General features: G+C 60.7%; 17 protein-coding genes and 1 pseudogene. 11 read left to right on the forward strand and 7 right to left on the reverse strand.

All coding sequences use genetic code 11. The features are described from left to right. Window positions 1–3 precede the first annotated feature (3 nt). Complete coding sequence (locus ACIPZE_RS08985; protein WP_129393290.1) at window positions 4–333, reverse strand: YceK/YidQ family lipoprotein; 330 nt, start codon at window positions 331–333, stop codon at window positions 4–6. A gap of 58 nt (window positions 334–391) precedes the next feature. Continuing rightward, a complete protein-coding gene (locus tag ACIPZE_RS08990; RefSeq protein WP_129393293.1) occupies window positions 392–829 on the reverse strand; it encodes an Lrp/AsnC family transcriptional regulator in 438 nt (145 codons plus the stop codon). 149 nt (window positions 830–978) lie between these two features. On the opposite strand from ACIPZE_RS08990, the pseudogene ACIPZE_RS08995 reads away from it, so the two are divergent. Beyond that, window positions 979–1,888, forward strand: a pseudogene (locus ACIPZE_RS08995) (DMT family transporter). Here the strand turns inward: ACIPZE_RS08995 and ACIPZE_RS09000 are convergent. The 5 genes from ACIPZE_RS09000 to ACIPZE_RS09020 all read right to left on the reverse strand — a co-directional run bounded on the left by ACIPZE_RS09000 (window position 1,875) and on the right by ACIPZE_RS09020 (window position 8,039). Further along, a complete protein-coding gene (locus tag ACIPZE_RS09000) occupies window positions 1,875–3,776 on the reverse strand; it encodes an acyltransferase family protein (RefSeq protein WP_400772492.1) in 1,902 nt (633 codons plus the stop codon). The pseudogene ACIPZE_RS08995 and the gene ACIPZE_RS09000 overlap by 14 nt on opposite strands. An 83-nt stretch (window positions 3,777–3,859) precedes the next feature. Then, window positions 3,860–4,900, reverse strand: a complete 1,041-nt coding sequence (locus ACIPZE_RS09005; RefSeq protein ID WP_174823934.1) for an FUSC family protein — start codon at window positions 4,898–4,900, stop codon at window positions 3,860–3,862. A 56-nt stretch (window positions 4,901–4,956) separates the two neighbouring features. Next, window positions 4,957–5,916 carry an HlyD family secretion protein gene (locus tag ACIPZE_RS09010; RefSeq protein ID WP_129393299.1) on the reverse strand — a complete coding sequence of 320 codons (960 nt, stop codon included), beginning with the start codon at window positions 5,914–5,916 and terminating at the stop codon, window positions 4,957–4,959. Window positions 5,917–5,919: 3 nt separating this feature from the next. Continuing rightward, the gene (locus ACIPZE_RS09015; RefSeq protein WP_400772494.1) at window positions 5,920–6,285 is read right to left on the reverse strand and encodes a DUF3302 domain-containing protein; all 366 of its coding nucleotides are present in this window, start codon (window positions 6,283–6,285) and stop codon (window positions 5,920–5,922) included. A gap of 128 nt (window positions 6,286–6,413) precedes the next feature. Then, window positions 6,414–8,039 (reverse strand): NADP-dependent glyceraldehyde-3-phosphate dehydrogenase, encoded by a 1,626-nt coding sequence (locus ACIPZE_RS09020; RefSeq protein WP_400772496.1) that lies wholly within the window; start codon window positions 8,037–8,039, stop codon window positions 6,414–6,416. A gap of 421 nt (window positions 8,040–8,460) precedes the next feature. Here ACIPZE_RS09020 and ACIPZE_RS09025 point away from each other — a divergent pair, with 421 nt between their 5' ends. The 10 genes from ACIPZE_RS09025 (at window position 8,461) to ACIPZE_RS09070 (ending at window position 19,411) form a co-directional block, all read left to right on the forward strand. Next, complete coding sequence (locus tag ACIPZE_RS09025; RefSeq protein ID WP_283436652.1) at window positions 8,461–8,817, forward strand: cytochrome c5 family protein; 357 nt, start codon at window positions 8,461–8,463, stop codon at window positions 8,815–8,817. A gap of 76 nt (window positions 8,818–8,893) precedes the next feature. After that, window positions 8,894–10,222 (forward strand): D-arabinono-1,4-lactone oxidase, encoded by a 1,329-nt coding sequence (locus ACIPZE_RS09030; protein WP_400772627.1) that lies wholly within the window; start codon window positions 8,894–8,896, stop codon window positions 10,220–10,222. Window positions 10,223–10,296: 74 nt separating this feature from the next. Further along, entirely contained in the window at window positions 10,297–11,505 is a 1,209-nt protein-coding gene (locus tag ACIPZE_RS09035; RefSeq protein ID WP_283438630.1) for a DSD1 family PLP-dependent enzyme, read from the forward strand. Window positions 11,506–11,785: 280 nt separating this feature from the next. After that, window positions 11,786–12,397: a transposase gene (locus tag ACIPZE_RS09040; RefSeq protein ID WP_400772498.1), complete on the forward strand. Its 612-nt coding sequence runs from the start codon at window positions 11,786–11,788 to the stop codon at window positions 12,395–12,397. Window positions 12,398–12,453: 56 nt separating this feature from the next. Beyond that, the gene (locus tag ACIPZE_RS09045) at window positions 12,454–14,052 is read left to right on the forward strand and encodes a ShlB/FhaC/HecB family hemolysin secretion/activation protein (protein ID WP_400772500.1); all 1,599 of its coding nucleotides are present in this window, start codon (window positions 12,454–12,456) and stop codon (window positions 14,050–14,052) included. A gap of 14 nt (window positions 14,053–14,066) precedes the next feature. Then, entirely contained in the window at window positions 14,067–15,863 is a 1,797-nt protein-coding gene (locus ACIPZE_RS09050; RefSeq protein ID WP_400772502.1) for a DUF2341 domain-containing protein, read from the forward strand. 11 nt (window positions 15,864–15,874) lie between these two features. Continuing rightward, complete coding sequence (locus ACIPZE_RS09055; protein WP_007915482.1) at window positions 15,875–16,300, forward strand: biopolymer transporter ExbD; 426 nt, start codon at window positions 15,875–15,877, stop codon at window positions 16,298–16,300. A gap of 3 nt (window positions 16,301–16,303) precedes the next feature. Beyond that, window positions 16,304–17,008, forward strand: a complete 705-nt coding sequence (locus tag ACIPZE_RS09060) for an energy transducer TonB (protein ID WP_129393330.1) — start codon at window positions 16,304–16,306, stop codon at window positions 17,006–17,008. A 52-nt stretch (window positions 17,009–17,060) separates the two neighbouring features. Then, window positions 17,061–18,764: a putative porin gene (locus ACIPZE_RS09065; protein WP_400772505.1), complete on the forward strand. Its 1,704-nt coding sequence runs from the start codon at window positions 17,061–17,063 to the stop codon at window positions 18,762–18,764. A 17-nt stretch (window positions 18,765–18,781) separates the two neighbouring features. Further along, window positions 18,782–19,411, forward strand: a complete 630-nt coding sequence (locus tag ACIPZE_RS09070) for a DNA repair protein (protein WP_400772507.1) — start codon at window positions 18,782–18,784, stop codon at window positions 19,409–19,411. Window positions 19,412–19,428: the final 17 nt, after the last annotated feature.

Here is a 19,428-nt window from a genome sequence, read left to right on the forward strand (position 1 = left end):
CGGCTAGTTGATCACGATGCTGCCGTCAGTCTGTTGTTTGTAGACGGTGTAGGGCAGCAAAAGCGTGTCGAGTGCCCCGGACACCACGGCATCGATCAACACCACAGGAATTGCGGCGTTTTTGTAGTCGTCGGCATCCACGCCTTCGCCCAAAGGGGCATGCAAGCTGCAAAAGTCGTAGGCGAGGCCGCTGTAGATTCTTGGCACCGCCCCGCAATAACTCTTCTGCTTCTTGAGGCCGTCCACCGCGACCTGATCATCGCGCACCACGGTCTGTACCGTCCCGCAACCGCCGAGTATCACCGCCGCGAGCACTATTGCCTGAATTCTCATTACCGCCAATCCTTCGCCGGAAAAACCTCAATCTACGCCGAACGTGCAAAAAAAGCACTCACGCCATCGGCGGCAGTCGGCGCTTGACCGGGGTCTTCTTGACGATTGCGGTATTGGTTTCCGCCAAGGTGTTGAGGCGGTCGAGGAGGGTGTCCAGTTGCTCCATCGAGCGCACGTGCAGACGGGCGATAAAGCAGTCTTCGCCGGTGACCTTGTCGCACTCGGTAAACTCGGGAATCGCCATAATCTGCCGCTCCACTTCCTGCAACTGTCCCGGCAGCGGCCGCACGCGCACGATGGCCTGCAACTGGTAACCGAAGCATTTCGGGTCGATTTCGACGGTATAACCCTGAAGTACACCGCGCTCCTCCAGCCTGCGCAAACGTTCGGCCACGCTCGGCGACGACAGCCCGCTGAGCTGTGCCAGCGCCTTCAGCGAGCGCCGCGAATCTTCCATCAAGGCACTGATGAGAATCTGGTCGATATCGTCGGTCATGAGCTCACTCCGAAATTAGGCAATCGAGGGAAATTACCCGCGATAAAAAAGGCGTAAATCGAGTTTAGCCTGCTTTTTACTCTGGAGAACACCCCGCCGGGCTTGGCATAATTTTGTCAGGTTTTCGCCAACTGCTGAGGAGATTGATGATGGACAACCCAATCCGGCGCGGCTCATTTGAAATGACCGCGGCCATGCTGATTTCCGGGACGATCGGCTGGTTCGTACTGGTGTCCGGGCAACCGGTACTCGACGTGGTGTTCTGGCGCTGTGTGTTCGGCGCCGGCACCTTGCTGCTGATCTGCGCGGCCTTCGGCTTCTTGCGTCCGGGCATTCTCACGCGCACGACGTTCCTGCTGGCGGTGCTCAGCGGGGTCGCGATTGTCGGCAATTGGCTGCTGTTGTTTGCCTCTTACTCGCGGGCTTCGATTGCTATTGGCACGGCCGTGTACAACTTGCAACCGTTTATGCTGGTCGGTCTGGCGGCGCTGTTTCTTGGCGAGAAAATCACCCTGCAGAAGCTGTTCTGGCTGGCGGTTTCGTTCATCGGCATGCTGGCGATTGTCAGTGCTCACAGTACGCAGGGCGAGGGCGGCAACGACTACTTGCTGGGCATCGGCCTGGCCTTGGGCGCGGCGTTTCTCTATGCGATTGCGGCGCTGATCATCAAGCGCCTGACCGGCACGCCACCGCATTTGATCGCACTGATTCAAGTGTGCACCGGTGTACTGTTGCTGGCACCGTTCGCGCACTTTTCGGCGCTGCCGCAAGCACCCGGTGCCTGGGCCAGCCTGGTGACACTGGGCATCGTCCACACCGGCCTGATGTATGTGCTGCTGTATGGAGCGATCCAGAAACTGCCGACGGCATTGACCGGCGCGCTGTCGTTTATCTACCCGATCGCGGCGATCTTCGTCGACTGGTTTGCCTTTGGCCATCGTCTGCAAATCCTGCAATGGCTCGGGGTGGCAGCGATCCTGCTGGCGGCCGCCGGCATGCAACAGGGTTGGGGGATGAAATCCAGGGCCGGCGTGGCGGCGCGGCCCTAGATTGGCTTGAGCAGATCCTTGAACAGGTCTTTCAACCGCTGGTTACCGGCATCGACCAGATGGTTGTCATCGAAGTACAACGCCACGCCGTCCTTGGAACCCATGCAAGTACCCGCCGGGCAAAGGTACGGCGTCGGATCGATAACCGTCGCATGGCAGCGTTTGGCGGCCGCTTCAATCGTGTAGTTGGCGATCCGGTTGCGCTTTTCATACTCGCTCAACGGGATCGATATATCGGCGGTCTGCTGGAACAGGCGTTGATTCAGATTCAGGCCCTTATAGACGCTGAACGGCATTTCCGGGATCGGCCGGACGATGTACACCGGGTGGTTTTCGGCAATCGAGCAAACGGTTTTGCTGTATTCGGCGATGTAAGCATCGACAAATGCCGCGTCGCCAGCATGTGGGCTGCCCGGAAAGTGAATGCGGTAATTGTTGCTTCTGCCGGGATCGGCGTACAGCGCGGCGCGGCTGAACAGCACTACGGGAACGCCGGAGAAGTCAGTCTTCAGTACTTGCAGTTTTTCCTCGTTGAAAGCGCGACATTTGTCTTGCAGATCCTTGTCGCGCATTTCGAAGTTCAGCAACGGCGGGCAACCGCCGCGCGACCAGGACAATGCGGCTTGCGGATTGCTCATCTGCACGGCAGCAGCGGTGGATTGCGCGTGACTGTCACCGAACAAAATTACCGAGATCTTGCCGGTGCCCAGTTTGCAGTCAGCCGCTGCGAAACGATTGGGGTAGCACTCTTGCGGATAGAGTTTGCTGGTGTATTCAGGCTGCCCGAGATCGACAAAAGCCAGGCGGGCGTCGGGGTATTTCTTCACCAGCGAGGAGGTTGCGGCTGACAGACCGATGACACCAACCACCAGCGCAGCAAACTTGAACAGCGTGCGTGGCGCGGTGGTTACTCTGCTGACTTTCGATTCGACGCAGTAGTAGGAGAGCGCTCCCAGCAACAAAGAAAAAGCGATTGCACCCAGCACGTGCGGCCAACTACTCAACAGGCCGCAGAGATACAGCAGTACCACCAGCGGCCAGTGCCAGAGATAGACGGAGTAGGAAATGCTGCCGGTAAATTGCAGGATTTCATTGCGGCTAAAGAGCGACTGACGATTGCTGTAAATCACCAGCAGAGTACCGATCACCGGTAGCAAAGCGAGATAACCCGGCCAGAGGTCTTCCTCCGAGAAAAATGCCACGCTGAGTGCGATCGCCAGCAGTCCGGCACCCTCAAACAGCGCACTGTTGCGTCGGCTGAGTGCCAACGGGAAGACAAAGGCCAGGCCGCCGGCGATCATCTCCCAGGCGCGTGTGGGCAGCATGTAAAAGGCGAAAACCGGCTGGGTTATGCTCAAGTAAACCGAAGCACCGAGCGAGATTGCCGCCAGCACGATCAGGGCGATTTTGCTTGCGCGGGCGCCGAGATATTTGAACAGGCCCATCAGCAGCAAGGGGTAAAGCAGGTAGAACTGCCATTCCACCGACAGCGACCAGGTATGCAGCAACCAGTTTTCGTGCAGCGGCGCGTCGAAGTAATTGCCGTCTTTGGCAAAGAGGAAATTGGAGCTGAACAGCAGGCTGCTTTTGATCGTGCGGATCGCCTCGCGGAAATCATCCAGCGGCAGGTACACGTAGCCGAAGATCAGCAGCGCCACACACAGGGTCAGTAGCGCCGGAATGATCCGTCGGGCACGGGAGGCATAGAAGCCGAGAAGGGAGAACTTTTGTTGCTGCAGACCGCTGACAATGATCCCGGTCATCAGAAAGCCGGAGATCACGAAGAATATGTCAACGCCGACAAAACCGCCGTCAAAGCCCGGAATCCGGAAGTGAAAAAGCACCACCGCGAGGACGGCTAGCGCTCGTAAAGCATTGATATTCTTCCTGAATTGCATTTATGCGCCCATGACACGTCCACTGTGATGGCGCATTGTAATGATCCTGTCGGTTTTGTTACATGTAAATTCTCCGGCGCTGTTCAGATGTTCCAGCGCGGTGCGGTCTTCGCCAGGCGCTGGCGCATCTCGCCGATGTTCGCGGCCAGTTGCCGGGTCAACAGGCGATAGCCGTCCAGTGCGCTGTAGACCGCTGTGTCGAGGCTGGCGTCCGGCAACTCCAGCGGTCGCTCCAGTCGTTGCGAAGCGCCGGTTTTCAAGGCCCGTGCCATGCCGATCAGTTGCACACGAATCTGCCGGTGTTCAGCCTTCAGTGCGGTTTGCAGATGGGCCATGGCCTGCGGATCGTTGCTGTCCGGCCGGGTATTGCCGAGGATCTCCAGGGTGCTGATGCACATTCGCAGGTTGCGCTGTATGGCATCGAGTTCGGTCATGGAAATCTTCACTTCCTTGGACACCGATGGCATCAGCGAACGCAGTTGCACCATCACCGCACCGAGGCGGCTCATCAGTTTCAGGTGCTCATCGGCGCTCACCGCCTGGCCGCTGATGATGCGCCCGTACACCGTGGCGCAATCGCGCAAGGCGTCGGCCAGGTTGTAGCGCCACGAGTACACGGCGTACAGCGGCAGGGCGAAAGAGAAGGCCAGGGCGAGGGCGATGCCGATCAGGATGTCGACACCGCGCCACAAGCCGTCGGTGATCGGATTGTCGCCATGCCCGGCGACGATGAACACGGTGATGGCCGAGAGCAGGGCGGTGTAGCCGCCCTTGCCGATGGCGTGATAGGAGAAAAATCCGCAGACCACCGCCATCGCAAAATAGGTCAGCCATGGCATGCCGAGCCAGGCCTGCTGTGCCACCAATAACAAACCGACGCCGGCGCCGATCAGCGTGCCGGTGGCGCGTTCGGCGGCTTTCTTGCCGATGTTGCCGTGATGCTGCAAACCACCGATCACCACCAGCATGGTCACCGAAGCCCATTCACCGTGAGGCAGGTTGATGCCGGTGGTCAGCAGGATGGTCGCCAACAATCCGAGGGCAACGCGTACCGCATGAATCAGCCGCGCATGCCGGTAACGTCGATAGGGATCAAGCAACGGACGCAAGACACGGCGCAGCAAGGGCGGAAGTCGATGGGTGCTGTAAGTACTCAGTGCGGGCCTCTCGTAATCAATTCCTAGTGGAAAGGAAAAATGTAATTCATCCACGCTGACATGCGCAGAAGGATTTTGCGCATCGCGCCGATGTGATGGAAGTGCTGGCTGTACAACGCCGCCTGACCGTAAGCGCCGCCGGGCATCAGCTTGCTGTACTGGGCGAAGTCGGGATCGGTGATTTCGATGATCACCGGCACCCGTCCGGCCGGCGGCGAACCGGTATAGCCGATCAGTGTGCCGGACGGTTGTACCTGGCCTTCGGCAATCACCCCGATGACGTTCTTCACCCGACCTTCGAATACTTTGCCCGGGATGCCGTCGAACGCCACTTCCGCCTCATCGCCGACGGTCAGCCGCAACAGGCTGTTCTGGCGCATCCACGCGGCAAAATACTGACCCTCTTCGGGAATGAATACCATCGACGGGCGCAACGGCAACTTGCTCGCCATCATCCCCGGGCGCAACGAAACATGGGTGACAAAGCCTTTGCTCGGCGCGCGAACGGTGGTGTTGTCCAGTTCGAACTGGGCGTTATCCAGCTGCGCCTGCAGGTCATCGGTGCGGGCAATTGCCGCATCCAGTTCGCGTTGGGTGCCGAAATTGCGGCGGATCAGTTCGGTGATGCGATAGCGATCACCCTTGGCGGCAACCAGTTGCGCCTTGAGCGATTTCAAGCGGTTTTCGAAAGGCGTGGGATCAATGCGAAACAGCACATCGCCTTTTTCCAGCGGTTCGTTGCCGTGTACCGGCACCTCGATGACCTGGCCACTGACAATCGGAATCACCGGTACCGAGACGAAATAGGAACGCGCCACTTCAGAGTAGGGATGGTTGTAATTCATGGTGAAAATCAGCGCGCCGACCAGCGCGATCCCGCCGAGAACTGCCGTGGGCACTGTCCATTTGTTCAATGGAATGCGGAAGATCTTGAAGATCGCAACGCAGATGGCGGCATAAGTCAGAACGAGGAGAAGATCCATTGCTCAAATGCCCTCGCCAGGATGACTGGAGGGCGGCGCAGCGCTGGGCGCGCGGGCTTCGAGTTGTTCGAGGCGGGTTTGCAACTGGATCACTTGTTGTTCGAGGCGGGTGACATGGCTTTGCACCGATTTGCCATCGCCGAATCCCCAGCCGCGATCCTCTCGGTACGCCATCGCCCAGATCCACAGGAATGGCCAGAGCGCGTGCAGGGTAAACAGACTGACCCAGCCGGTGGCGTGGATCGCATCCTGATGCGGGTGGTTGCGATGAACGGCAATCTCATACGGTATGTCATGCAACACGATGATCCCGTAGAACAGCACGAGACCGACGAACACCAACAGTCCCAACGCGAAGTAATCAAGCATGATTCACCTCCCGGCATCCAGCGCAGCGCTGGGAACAGTGTAGACACTGAATGGCCGGGAGGGTCGTGGCCTTAGACCCGAAGCTGATGACTTCTCCTGCGTTTATCGCCAAGCGCTCTGCGCACAGGTCAGAAAATGTAATCGGTGGTCAGGAAGCTCGAATCGCGTCCGCGAATGATCTCGCTGATCAGCTCCTTGTTGCTGTCCTGGAATTTGGTCGCCACCAGCGTCCGGATCGAAAACACCCGCAGCGCATCGTGCACCGACAGCGTCCCTTCGGCGGAGTTTTTGCGGCCGTTGAACGGGTAAGTGTCCGGCCCGCGCTGGCACTGCGCGTTGAGATTGATCCGCCCGACCTGGTTGGCAAAGGTGTCGACCAGACGGCCGATCGCCACCGGATTGGTGCCGAAAATGCTCAACTGCTGGCCGAAGTCCGACTCCAGCACGTAGTCGATCACCGTATCGAGATGACGGTACGGCACGATCGGCACCACCGGGCCGAACTGCTCTTCCTGATAGACGCGCATCTGCGGGTTCACCGGGTACAGCACTGCCGGATAGAAGAACGATTCGCGGGATTCGCCGCCATTCGGATTGACCACTTGTGCGCCTTTGCTTTGCGCGTCTGCTACCAGACCATGCAGGTAATCGACCTTGCCCGACTCGGGCAACGGCGTCAGCGAAACGCCGCTGTCCCACGGCATGCCCGGTTTCAGTGTGGCCAGTCGAGCGTTGAATTTCTCGATGAAGCTGTCGACGACGTCTTCATGCACGAAGAGAATTTTCAGTGCGGTGCAGCGCTGACCGTTGAACGACAGCGAACCGGTCACGGCCTCGCTGACGGCGTTGTCGAGGTCGACTTCCGGCAGGACGATGCCGGGGTTTTTCGCGTCCAGACCGAGCGCGGCGCGCAAACGGTGCGGTTTCGGGTGCAGCTTCTTCAGGTCGCTGGCAGCTTTGTTGGTGCCGATGAAGGCGAAGATATCGATCTTGCCGCTGGCCATCAGCGCGCTGACGGTTTCGCGGCCGCTACCGTAGATCACGTTGATCACACCGGTGGGGAAGCTGTCGCGGAACGCTTCCAGCAACGGACGAATCAGCAGCACGCCGAGCTTGGCCGGTTTGAACACCACGGTGTTGCCCATGATCAGCGCCGGGATCAGCGTGGTGAAAGTCTCGTTCAGCGGATAGTTGTAAGGGCCCATGCACAGCGCCACACCCAAAGGCACGCGACGGATCTGCCCGAGGGTGTCCTGTTCCAGCTCGAAACGGCTGGAGCGACGGTCGAGTTCCTTGAGCGCATTGATGGTGTCGACGATGTAATCGCAGGTGCGGTCGAACTCTTTTTCCGAGTCCTTGAGGTTCTTGCCGATTTCCCACATCAACAGCTTGACCACGGCATCGCGCTGCTGGCGCATGCGCCCGAGGAAGGCTTCGACGTGCTGGATGCGTTCGGCCACGCGCATGGTCGGCCACAGGCCCTGGCCCCGGTCGTAGGCGCGCACGGCGGCGTCGAGGGCAGTGAGGGCAGTGTCGGCATCGAGCAGCGGCGTGCTGCCGAGAATCACTTGTTCGTCGCCGTTGGCGCCCGTGAGATACACCGGACTGCGCACGGTAGCGAGCGGGCCGTCCCAGCGGCGCAACTGGCCGTCGACCAGATATTCGCGTTGCTCGACCTGAGCGTCGAGGCGGTATTTTTCCGGGATGTCGCTGACAGAAGGGAACAGATTGCCAAGGATGTTTGCTGTGGTCATGTCGCTACCCCGTGTTGATGTCCGCATGCAGATCAAAAAGTCTCTACAGGTTATACGCCTGAATACGCCGAAATTTAAACCCGCAAATGTCACCCGAATGTCACGCAAAGGCGCAAAGCAGAGCGGGCCTATACACCGAACCCCTGTGTAGGAGCTGCCGCAGGCTGCGATCTTGATCGCTCCCCCGCAGAGCGTTGATCGCTCCCACGCTACGCGTGGGAATGTAGCCCGGGACGCTCTGCGTCCCATTGGAACGCGGAGCGTCCCTTGAGGCGTTCCCACGCAGAGCGTGGGAACGATCATCGGAGAGAGGGCTGGCCCCGTTTGCCCCCCTCGTTGTCCCGCAATGCCCTCAACCCGCTGAAGCCGCTGTTTTATGGTGTGCTCACAACAATAAGCGATGCCACCCTTGAGGATCGTTATGCGGGTACTCCCACTCACTTTACTGCTGGCACTGTCCACGGCGCTGTTCGGCTGCGGCGAAGACCCCAAACCCCCGGCCAGCGCCAACAGCAACGCCATGCCCAAAGACCCGGCCCTGGCGCAGATCTACGCCAACAGCTGCCAGCTCTGCCACGCCAACCCGGCCGCCAACGCGCCGCTCACCGGTGACCGCAAAGCCTGGGAGCCGCGCATCCAGCAGGGCAGCGACACACTGCTCGACCATGCCATCAACGGCTATAACGGCATGCCGCCGATGGGCCAATGCGTCGAGTGCTCGCAAGAGCAGTTCCTGCAATTGATCGGCTTCATGGCCGACCAGCCTCTCCCTCAATAAGGTGCCTGGCATGACCATGGATCTGACACGGCGTCAGTTGTTGCAACGGGCAAGCATCGTCGGCGCATTCAGCGCGTTGGCGAGCAATCCGGCATTGGGCCAATTGATGCGCGCGCCACGGCTGATCCCATGGCGCAACTGGTCGGGCGCACAGAGTTGCCTGCCAGCAGCGCGGCTGGCACCGAAGAATCTCGATGAACTGACAACTGTGATAAAGCAGGCACAAGGCAACATCCGCCCAGTCGGTTCGGCGCATTCCTTCAGCGCGCTGGTGCCTACCGACGGCACGCTGTTGTCGCTGAGCTACTTCAACGGTCTGCTCGACCACGACGCGAAAACCCTGCAAGCCGAATTCGCCGCCGGCACACCGATGTCACGCATGGGCACGCCGTTGAAAGACATCGGCCAGGCCCTGCAAAACATGGCCGACATCGATTACCAGACCCTCGCCGGGGCCATTTCGACGTCCACCCACGGCACCGGTAAAACCTTCCAGTCCTACTCGGCGCACGTCTGCGGCATGCAACTGGTGACCGCCAGTGGCGAGGTGCTCGACTGCGACAGTCAGCGCCATGCGGACGTGTTCAGCGCTGCTCGCGTATCCCTCGGCGCCCTTGGCGTGGCGACGAAAATCCGCCTGCAAAATCGCCCGGCCTATCGCCTGCGCGAGCGTCAATGGATCGCCAAGACTGAAGAATTGCTCGAAGATATCGACAAGAACACCGCTGAAAACCAGCACTGGGAAATGCTCGTCGTCACCCATTCCGACTACGCCTTGTCCATCGCCCTCAACGAAACCGACGACCCGGCGACGCCGCCAATCCCGCCCGAAGAGGAGGGCGGCAACGAGTTCGTCACCCTCATCGAAAAGATCGACAAGTACGGCAGCGACTTCCCCGAGCTGCGCCGCACGATGCTCAACAGCCTGCGCCATCTGGCGAGTTTCGATGACCGCGTCGGCGACTCGTTCGACATCTACGCCAACGTGCGCACCGTGCGCTTCAACGAGATGGAATATTCAGTGCCGGCCGAACACGGCCCGGCCTGCCTGCGCGAGATTCTCAAGCTGATTCAGGACAAGGACCTGCGCACCTGGTTTCCCATCGAGTACCGCTACGTCAAAGCCGATGACATTCCATTGAGCATGTTCGAGGGGCGCGACAGCTGTTCGATCTCGGTGCACCAGCATTACCAGATGGATCATCACAACTTCTTTGCCGCCGTCGAGCCGATCTTCTGGAAGTACAACGGCCGGCCGCACTGGGGCAAGTTGCACACGCTCAACGCGAAGAGTCTGCAGCCGCTGTATCCGCGCTGGCGCGAGTTTGTCGAGGTGCGCCAGGCGCTTGATCCGAGCGGGCGCTTTCTCAACGCGCATCTGTCGTCGATTCTGGGGGTGAGCTGATGGCGGTCAATCGACGTAATTTCCTCCTCGGTACATTCGGTGCAGGCGTGTTGCTGGTGGGTGCCGGGGCGTGGCTGCGGCCGGGTGATCGTGGCGGGCCGTATACCGAGTATTTCCGTGCTTTGAACAAGGAGCTGAAGGACAAAGGCCCGATGCGCCCGGTACTGTTGATCGATCTGAATCGTCTCGATCACAACATCGATGTGGTGATGCAGTCGGTCAAGCGCGGCGGCAAGCAACTGCGCCTGGTGGAGAAGTCGCTGCCGTCACCGGGACTGTTGAGCTACATCGCCCAACGTGCCGGGACGCAAAAATTGATGTCGTTCCATCAGCCGTTTCTCAATCACGATGCTGTCACGTTCCCCCAGTCTGACATTCTGCTCGGCAAGCCGTTGCCGGTGCGTTCGGCAGAGCTGTTTTATCAATCCCACAAAGGCCCGTTCGATCCCGCGAAGCAACTGCAATGGTTGCTCGACGGCCCCGAACGTTTGCAGCAATACCTGCAACTCGCGCAGGGCCTGGGTACGCGGATGCGCATCAACATCGAACTGGATGTCGGCCTGCATCGCGGCGGCGTCAGTGATTTGAATGTGCTGGGGCAGATGCTCACGCTGATCAGCGCCAATGCGCAGCATCTGGAGTTTGCCGGGTTCATGGGCTACGACCCGTTCGTGGGCATGGGCGTGCCGGGGATTCTCGGTTCGCCTGAAGAGCTGTTCGCCAAGGTCATGCTGATTTATCAGCGCTGCGTGGATTTCACCCGGCAGCAGTTTCCGGGGTTGTGGCACGACGGCTTGTGCCTGAACACCGCCGGCAGCCCGAGTTACCGCATTCATGAAAATGAAAAGCTCAGCACCGAGGTGTCGGTGGGCACGGCGATGCTCAAGCCGACGCACTATGATTTGCCGTCGCTGGTCGAGCACGAACCGGCGGTTTACATCGCCACGCCAGTGCTGAAAAGCACCGGTGCGGTGAACATCCCGGCGCTGGACGACAAGTCCAGGCTGTTTTCGTGGTGGGACACCAACCAGCGCCAGACCTTTTTCATCTATGGCGGCAACTGGATGGCCGAGTTCGAATCGCCGTCCGGTTTGCAGAGCAATAGCGTGTATGGCCGCAGCTCCAATCAGGAGATGGTCAACGGCTCGAATGCCGTGGGCCTGACCGTTGAGGATCAAGTGTTCCTGCGCCCTACCCAGACCGAAGCGGTGTTGTTGCAATTCGGCGACCTGCTGGCGGTGCGCGGCGGCAAAATCGTCGACACCTGGCCCGTCTACACCTGACCCAAAATCCCCACAAATCCCCTGTAGGAGTGAGCCTGCTCGCGATAGCGGTGTGTCAGCAAAATAAATATCAACTGACAGGACGCTATCGCGAGCAGGCTCACTCCTACATTTGATTTGTGTACACCTGTCGCTATGCACCAACCCTACCCTCCGTAATGAAGCTTTTATGACAAAAGTTCGGTAGCACATCGCCAGTCCGGTCATGCCTATGTAACGCGCTTGAGGGGCCCAACGGGGCGCTTTTCACAAGCCGAGGCGGGACGCCGGGAGTGAGGCAATGGGGACTATGGAACGCTACTCGAAAGTGGGCATGCAGGAACGCGATCAACGCCTGTCGAAGATCGTCGAAGCCGCGCGCAAGAAGCCGGTTTCGGTGTATCGCTACGGCGCGCCGTGGGTCTGGATCGTCTCGCAGGATGATTGGCAGGGCGCCTTGAAAGAGGTTTCCAGCTACATTCCGCCAGGCCATTCGCTGGTGCTGCTGCGCCCGCAGATCGATGATTTGCTCGACGCACACAAAGGCCTCATGCATGACCTCAATGCCGAGCCCGGCATGCTCATTCCCGCGCAAACGGTCATGCACATCCTGCTCCTGCAACTGCTGTATTCGGTGCCCAGCGAACAGCAGCTTTACGAACAGCTCAACTACAACCTGCTGTTCCGCTGGTTCGTCGGCCTCGGTCTGAACCAGAAAGTCTGGAGCTTCAACGTCCTCAGTCGCGACATCGCCACGCTGCTCAACAACCCGCGTGCGGTGCTGCTCATTCAAAAAATCATCGGCGAAGTGTTTTGCGGCGCGTTGCTGCAAATGCCCGAGTTCTCGCTGAACTTCGCGCTCTTGCACACGTGGCTGGGCAAGCACGCCTGTGCCTCGACAGCCAGCAATTGACGCCATACACGCGGCGTTCGAAACGCCAACAGGTCATCGCGAATTCAGGGGGTAGTGTGGAACCGATTTTCAAGTCACGGCTGGCGCTGTGGGGCTGGCTGCTGGTGACGGCGGGCGCGCAGCCGGCGTTGGCCGAAGAGGTCGCTGAAAAAGCGGCGGCGCAGCGTCTGGTCGACGTCAACGAATACTTCGTGCGCGGCAACACCGTGCTCGATGCGCGCGCCATTGAAGAAGCGGTGTACCCGTTCCTCGGCCCGCAGAAAGCCCTCACGGATATCGAAGGGGCGCGCGACGCGTTGCAAAAAGTTTATCAAGAGCGCGGCTATCAATCGGTGTTCGTCGAGTTGCCCGAGCAAGCGGTTGCCGACGGCATCGTCTACCTGCAAGTCAGCGAAACCAAGGTCGGCCGGGTCCGTGTGGTCGGCGCCAAACACTATTCGCCGCTGGACATCCGCGACAACGTCCCGGCACTGAAAGAAGGCGAGGTGCCGGACTTCGCCAAGGTCCAGGGCGAGCTGGCGCAACTGAACAAGACCCCGGGTCGGCAAGTCATGCCGCTGGTGCGCGAAGGCCAGCGCCCCGGCACCATGGACGTCGATCTGCAGGTCGAAGACCAGAACCCGTGGACCGCCAGCGTCGGACTCAACAACGATTACAGCGCCGACACGGAAAAGCTGCGCACCGTCACCAGCCTCGGCTACAACAACCTCTGGCAGCTCGGCCACAGCGTCAACCTGACGTTCTTCACCGCGCCGCAGGACACCGACAACGCCAAGGTCTGGTCGGGTTCCTACACCGCGCCGCTGACCGATCGCTGGAGTGTGCAGTTCTCCGGTTACCAGTCCGACAGCAACGTCGCCACCATCGGCGGCAGCAACGTGCTCGGCAAGGGCCATTCCTATGGCGTCTCGGCGATTTATACGTTGCCCTCCAGCGGCAACTGGTCGAACTCGCTGTCGGCCGGCATCGACTTCAAGGACTTCGACGAACGCCTGACCCTGTCCGGCGAGAGCGACAAAGTCCCGCTGCAATACGCGCCATTCACCTTCGCCTACAACGGCTATCGCTACACCGAGAAAAGCCAGCTCGGCCTCGGCCTGAGCCTGGTCGCCGCCACCCGCAGCATCTTCGGCTACGGCAGTTCCGACGAAGACTTCGACTACAAACGCTACCGCGCCAAGCCGAGTTTTGCCGTGGTCAAGGGCGACAGCAATTACACCTGGACCTTCGACAGCGACTGGCAGAGCGCAAGCAAAGCCGCGTTTCAGTTGGCGTCGGGGCCACTGGTTTCCAACGAACAATTCTCTGCCGGCGGCGCCACCTCGGTGCGCGGCTACCTGGCTGCCGAACGCACCGGTGATGACGGCGTGTTGCTCAGCCAGGAAGTGCGCACGCCATCGCTGGCCAAGTACGCCGGCACGTGGATGCAGGACTGGCGCTTCTACGCCTTTGCCGAGGGCGCGCAGTTGTATCTGCGCGACGAACTGCCGGACCAGGACGCCAGTTATGCCCTGGCCAGCGTCGGCCTCGGCACCCGCGCCAGCCTGAGCAAATGGCTGTCCGGCAGCCTCGACTGGGGCTACCCGCTACTCGAAGGGCCGAACACCTCGAAACAGGAATCGCGCCTGCACTTCAACCTTCAAGCCACTTTCTGACAAGGAGCACGTTCATGCAGCGCCTCTTCCTTTCGTTGTTGATCTGCCTGGGCTTCGTGCTCCCGGCCACGGCTCAGGCCTGGTGGCAGGACGACTGGCATTACCGCAAACAGATCGCCGTCGACACCACGCCACAAGGCGCGGCGATCAATCAGGCCCTCGGCCGCACCGCGCTGCTGGTGCGCCTGCACACCGGCAACTTCACCTTTGACGGCGTGAAGGAGGATGGTTCGGATCTGCGCTTTGTCGCCGCCGACGACAAGACCGTGCTCAACCACCAGATCGAAAGCTTCGACGCGCTGATGGGCATGGCGCTGATCTGGGTCGATGTGCCGAATGTCGAGGGCGGTCAGCGCCAGGACATCTGGATGTACTACGGTAATCAAAAGGCCCCGGCGACCGGCAACGGCCAACTGACCTTCGACCCGAATTACACCGCGCTGTATCACTTCGAGGGCGCCACCGGCACCCCGGCCAAAGACACCACCGCCTACGGCAACACCGCGCAAAGTGCGACCGGCGCGGCGATTGACGGTGTAGTAGGGCGCGCCTTGCAGTTCAGCGGCCAGCCGTTGTTGCTGCCAGCCAGTCCTTCGTTGCAGCACAACGCCGGCAGTGCGTTCACCTTCAGTGCCTGGTTGCGTCTGGACCAGGCCAATGGCGAGCAACTGATTCTCGCCCGTCGTGAGGGCGCCAACAGCCTGCTGATCGGTGCCAACCAAGGCGTGCCGTTTGTGGAGATCGATGGCCAACGCGCCGTCGCCACGCAAGCGCTGAATCCGGGCCAATGGCAACACGTCGCACTGACCGCTGAAGGCGCCAAAGTCACCCTTTACATCAATGGCCGTGAAGGCGCGACTCTCGCTCAGGCGATGCCGGCTTTCAACTCGGTGATGGCCATCGGCGCCGACCTGCACGAAGGTCCATTCCAGCCGTTCGTAGGCGCCATCGATGAACTGCGCCTGTCGAAAGTCGCCCGTCCGGCGCCGCTGTTGCTGGCCGACGCGACCTCGCAGGGCGCCGAGTCGAAGCTGGTGGCTTACGGTGTCGATGAAGAACAGTCCGGGTTCGGTTTCGGCAGCCTCGGCTTCCTGCTCAACGCCGTGCCGATCGACGCCTGGGTGATCATCGCCGTGCTGGTGCTGATGATGTTTCAGTCGTGGATCATCATGCTGCGCAAGAACCGCACCCTCAGCCGCGTATCTGCCGCCAACGAAGACTTCCGCGTGCAGTTCGCCAAGGTCGGCACGCGTCTGGAGATGTTCGCCGACGACGCGCAACTCGCTCAGCGCCTGCAGCATTCGTCGCTGTGGCGCCTGTATCTGGTGGCGGTCAAAGAGATTCGCACCCGGCGTGAGCAGGGCGCCGATACCTCGTCGGTTTCCGCAGCGACTATCGAAGCGATCCGCTGCTCGATGGACGGCGTGCGCACCCGCGAAAACCAGCAGCTCAGCTCGAAGCTCTCGACCCTGTCCAACGCCATCGCCGGCGGCCCGTACATCGGCCTGCTCGGCACGGTGCTGGGGATCATGGTGGTGTTCCTCGGTACGGCGATGGCCGGCGACGTCAACATCAACGCCATCGCACCCGGTATGGCCGCCGCTTTGCTGGCCACGGCGATGGGTCTGTTCGTCGCGATCCCGGCGCTGTTTGGCTACAACCGCCTGATCACCCGCAACAAGGAAGTCAGCGCCGACATGCGCGTGTTCGTCGACGAGTTCATCACCCGTCTGGCGGAGATGCACGGCGAGAGCCAGTTCAGTGAGGCGTCGCATCGCGGCCATCACGCCAACCACTCCGTACCGGCCTGAGGAGCATTGACATGGCGTCTGTAAATGCCTCCCACGACGATGACGAAGATGCTGCGGTGGACAGCATCAACATCACCCCGCTGGTCGACGTGCTGATGGTGGTGTTGGTGATGTTCATCCTCACCGCGACCGCGCAGGTCTCCGGGATCCAGATCAACCTGCCCAAGGCCAGCGCCTCCGTTTCGCTGTCCGAGGCCAAGACCAAGGCAATTTCGGTCAACGACGGCGGCCAGGTGTTCCTCGACGCTTATCCGGTGACCCTGGCCGAGCTGGAAGAGCGCCTGCGCATCGAGAAGGCGCAGAGTCCGGACTTCCCGGTGATCGTGCGCGGCGACGCGACGGTGCAATACCAGAAAGTCATCGAAGTGCTGGATCTGTTGCGCCGGCTCGAACTGTCCCAGGTCGGTCTCGTCACCGGCAAACCGAGTCAGGGCTGAGTCATGACCGCACAACTCCCGATCGAGCCGTTGCCGGTGAAAAAGCCCGCGCTGCGTTATGCCAAGTGGGGCGCCGGATTACTGATCGGCGCGCTCGCCGCGTGGTTTCTGTGGCAGTGGGCCAACGACATGAGCGGCATCCGCCGCGAAGCGCCGAAGGTGCCGACGATCATTCCGTTGCCGCCACCGCCACCTCCGCCGCCGGAGAAACCGCCGGAGCCTGAGACCCCGGTGGAAGAAAAAGTCGTCGAGCCGGAGCCAACGCCGGAGCCGCAAGAGGTCAAGCCCGAGGAAGAAGCACCGCCATCACCGGCGGACGATCTGGCCAACCCGATGCAAATGGACGGTGACGCACAGTCTGGCAGCGACGCTTTCAACATCGGCGCGGGTAAGGGCGGCGGTATGGCTGGCACTGGCGGCGGACGTTTGGGCACGGGGACGTACAGCCAGTTTCTGGCGTTCACCTTCCAGCGCTTGCTGCGTGAGAACCCTGAGCTGCGCAACCTCGCGTTCTCGTTGCAGGCCGATGTCTGGCTGAGCAGCGTCGGCGAAATCACCCGGGTCGAGCTGATCAAGTCCAGCGGCAACCCCGACATCGATACGCAAGTGCTGGCCGCGCTGCGCGGTGCGCCGGCCCTCAGCGAACGGCCTCCGGCCTCTATCACTTTGCCTGTGCGCCTGTCCCTGCAAGGGCGGCGTCCGGGTTAACCGAATATTTATTGCCAAGCCTTCAAGCTTTGCCAAAAGGAGTTGTGTGCAGATGATTTCCAACGTGAATCGATTGTCCCTGGCGGTCGGCATGGTCGTTGCGACCCTGGTCGGTCAGGCCGTGGCAGCGCCTGCGCCCGCGCCTTCGGAGAACGCCACGATCAATCTGATCCGCTTGCTGGTCGAGCAGGGCATTTTGAAACAGGACAAGGCCGACGCATTGATTGCCCAGGCGCAAAACGAAGCCGCCCAGGCCAAGCAGGCTGCGGCGTCCACCGCTGTTGCGGCCGGGCCAGTGGCGGCGCCGGGTGATGTGCGAGTGCAATACGTGCCGGCAGCGGTGCGCGACCAGATCCGCGATCAGGTCAAAGCCGAAGTCATGGCCACCGCCAAACAGGAAAACTGGGCCGCGCCCAACACCTTCCCGGACTGGGCCTCGCGCATCAGTTTTGATGGCGACATTCGTCTGCGTGATGAATCGCGCTACTACTCGGATACCAACAGCAACGAAATCGTCGACTTCGCCAAGCTCAACAACAACGGCCCGTACGACGTAAACCCCAACAGCAGCACCAGCCTGCCGCCGCTGCTCAACACCCGCGAAGACCGCACCAATCAGTTCCGCATTCGCGCACGCCTGGGCATGAAAGCGGTGATTACACCGGAATGGACCGCCGGTATTCGCATCGGCACCGGCTCGGACAACAACCCGGTATCCACCACACAAAGCCTCGGCGGCGGTTTCGCCAAGAAGGACATCTGGCTTGATCAGGGTTACCTGAACTGGAAGCCGACGGATGAGTTGACCCTGACCGGCGGGCGCTTCGCCAACCCGTTCATGTCCACCGACATGCTCTATTCCAACGACTTGAATTTCGACGGCGTGGCGGCGATCTTCGACCACAAGCTCAACCGCGATTGGGGTGTGTTCGGTACTGTCGGCGCGTTCCCGGTGGATTACACCAACGACACCACCAGCAGCAACGGCTTCGACAAGGAAGAGAGCGACAACAAGTGGTTGTACGGCGCGCAAGTCGGCGCCAAGTGGGCGATCAACAGCAACAACCGCCTGAAGGGCGCACTGGCTTACTACCGTTTCGATGACATTCAGGGCGAACGCTCCAGCCCTTGCGAACCGTGGGCCGGCGCGCCGGGTTGCGACAGCGACGGCACCCGCGCGGCGTTCATGCAGAAGGGCAACAGCGTGTTCCTGCTGCGCGACATCACCCCGAACCCGCTCAACCCGAGCACCACGCCACAGCCGCAATTCGTTGGCCTGGCCTCCGAGTTCAACCTGCTGGATCTGAACGTGGTGTGGGACGCCGACTTGCCGGAAGATTTCAAGTTGCGCAGCCAGGGCAACTACATCCACAACCTCAGCTACGACGAAGGCGAGATGCGCAAGCGTTCTGCCGGGCAGATCGTCAACAACCTCGACAGCAACGGCAACATCGAAAGCGGTGCCAATGCATGGATGGTGCAGTTCACCCTCGGCAGCGCGCTGGAGCTGAAGAAGCAGGGCGACTGGAACCTGTTCGCCGGCTACAAATACATCCAGCCGGATGCCTTGCCGGACGGCTTCAACGACTCCTCGTTCCACCTCGGCGGCACCAACGCCAAGGGCTACTTCATTGGCGGCAACTACGGTCTGGCGAAGAACGTTTACGCGACGGGTCGCTGGTTGAGCACCGAAGCGGTGTACGGCGCGCCGTTCGACATCGACGTCTTGCAGCTTGAGATCAACACGCGCTTCTAAGGCGCCGGGAGAGGGTTATGAAAACGCGTTTGTTGGGGCTGGGCCTGGGTTTGTTGATCGCCACCGGGGCGAATGCCGAAGGCATGGAAGAGCGCTTGCGCACCCAGTTGCGCAGCACCGCCCAGCAGTTGCAGGCACTGCAAAGCCAGCAGGCCCAGGCCAGCGCTGCACAACTGGCGGCGCAGAACGAGGTCAAGGTGGCGCAGGCGCAAATCAAGCAATTGAGCGCTGAACTGGCCAAGGCCAAAGGCCTCGCCGAGCAGCTTTCCGGGCAGCAACAGAGCCTGCACAGCCAGGCCCAGGCGCGAGTGGCGGCCAGCGCCGAGCAGACCGGCAAGTTCAAGAAAGCCTATGACGACTTGCTGGTGTTGGCCCGTGCCAAAGAGGCAGAACGGTCTAAGCTTCAAGCGCAATTGACTGAACGTGACACACAAGTGCAGCAATGTTCAGTCAAGAATCAGCAGATGTACGGCGTCGCCAAACAGATCCTCACCGCCTACGAAAACATCGATGTGGCCGAGGTGATGAAGATCCGCCAGCCCTTCGCGGGCAGCGCCCGGGTCAAGTTCGATGAACTGGCCCAGGGGTTCGGCGATGACCTTTACAAGACTCAATTCGACGCGCCCCAAGCTGCGCTCTCGCACTGATAGACAAGGAAGAAGTA

This window comes from Pseudomonas sp. NPDC089741 (assembly GCF_044748825.1).
In the GTDB taxonomy this organism is placed as follows: Bacteria; Pseudomonadota; Gammaproteobacteria; order Pseudomonadales; family Pseudomonadaceae; genus Aquipseudomonas; species Aquipseudomonas helmanticensis.

Bases quoted from the DNA above. Each gene is read 5' to 3' on its own strand.
- ACIPZE_RS09060 (WP_129393330.1), top strand. From the start codon at position 16,304: ATGACCGCACAACTCCCGATCGAGCCGTTGCCGGTGAAAAAGCCCGCG.
- ACIPZE_RS09055 (WP_007915482.1), top strand. From the start codon at position 15,875: ATGGCGTCTGTAAATGCCTCCCACGACGATGACGAAGATGCTGCGGTG.
- ACIPZE_RS09025 (WP_283436652.1), top strand. From the start codon at position 8,461: ATGCGGGTACTCCCACTCACTTTACTGCTGGCACTGTCCACGGCGCTG.
- ACIPZE_RS09015 (WP_400772494.1), bottom strand. From the start codon at position 6,285: ATGCTTGATTACTTCGCGTTGGGACTGTTGGTGTTCGTCGGTCTCGTG.
- ACIPZE_RS09000 (WP_400772492.1), bottom strand. From the start codon at position 3,776: ATGCAATTCAGGAAGAATATCAATGCTTTACGAGCGCTAGCCGTCCTC.
- ACIPZE_RS08985 (WP_129393290.1), bottom strand. From the start codon at position 333: ATGAGAATTCAGGCAATAGTGCTCGCGGCGGTGATACTCGGCGGTTGC.
- ACIPZE_RS09010 (WP_129393299.1), bottom strand. From the start codon at position 5,916: ATGGATCTTCTCCTCGTTCTGACTTATGCCGCCATCTGCGTTGCGATC.
- ACIPZE_RS09040 (WP_400772498.1), top strand. From the start codon at position 11,786: ATGGGGACTATGGAACGCTACTCGAAAGTGGGCATGCAGGAACGCGAT.
- ACIPZE_RS08990 (WP_129393293.1), bottom strand. From the start codon at position 829: ATGACCGACGATATCGACCAGATTCTCATCAGTGCCTTGATGGAAGAT.
- ACIPZE_RS09070 (WP_400772507.1), top strand. From the start codon at position 18,782: ATGAAAACGCGTTTGTTGGGGCTGGGCCTGGGTTTGTTGATCGCCACC.
- ACIPZE_RS09065 (WP_400772505.1), top strand. From the start codon at position 17,061: ATGATTTCCAACGTGAATCGATTGTCCCTGGCGGTCGGCATGGTCGTT.
- ACIPZE_RS09020 (WP_400772496.1), bottom strand. From the start codon at position 8,039: ATGACCACAGCAAACATCCTTGGCAATCTGTTCCCTTCTGTCAGCGAC.
- ACIPZE_RS09050 (WP_400772502.1), top strand. From the start codon at position 14,067: ATGCAGCGCCTCTTCCTTTCGTTGTTGATCTGCCTGGGCTTCGTGCTC.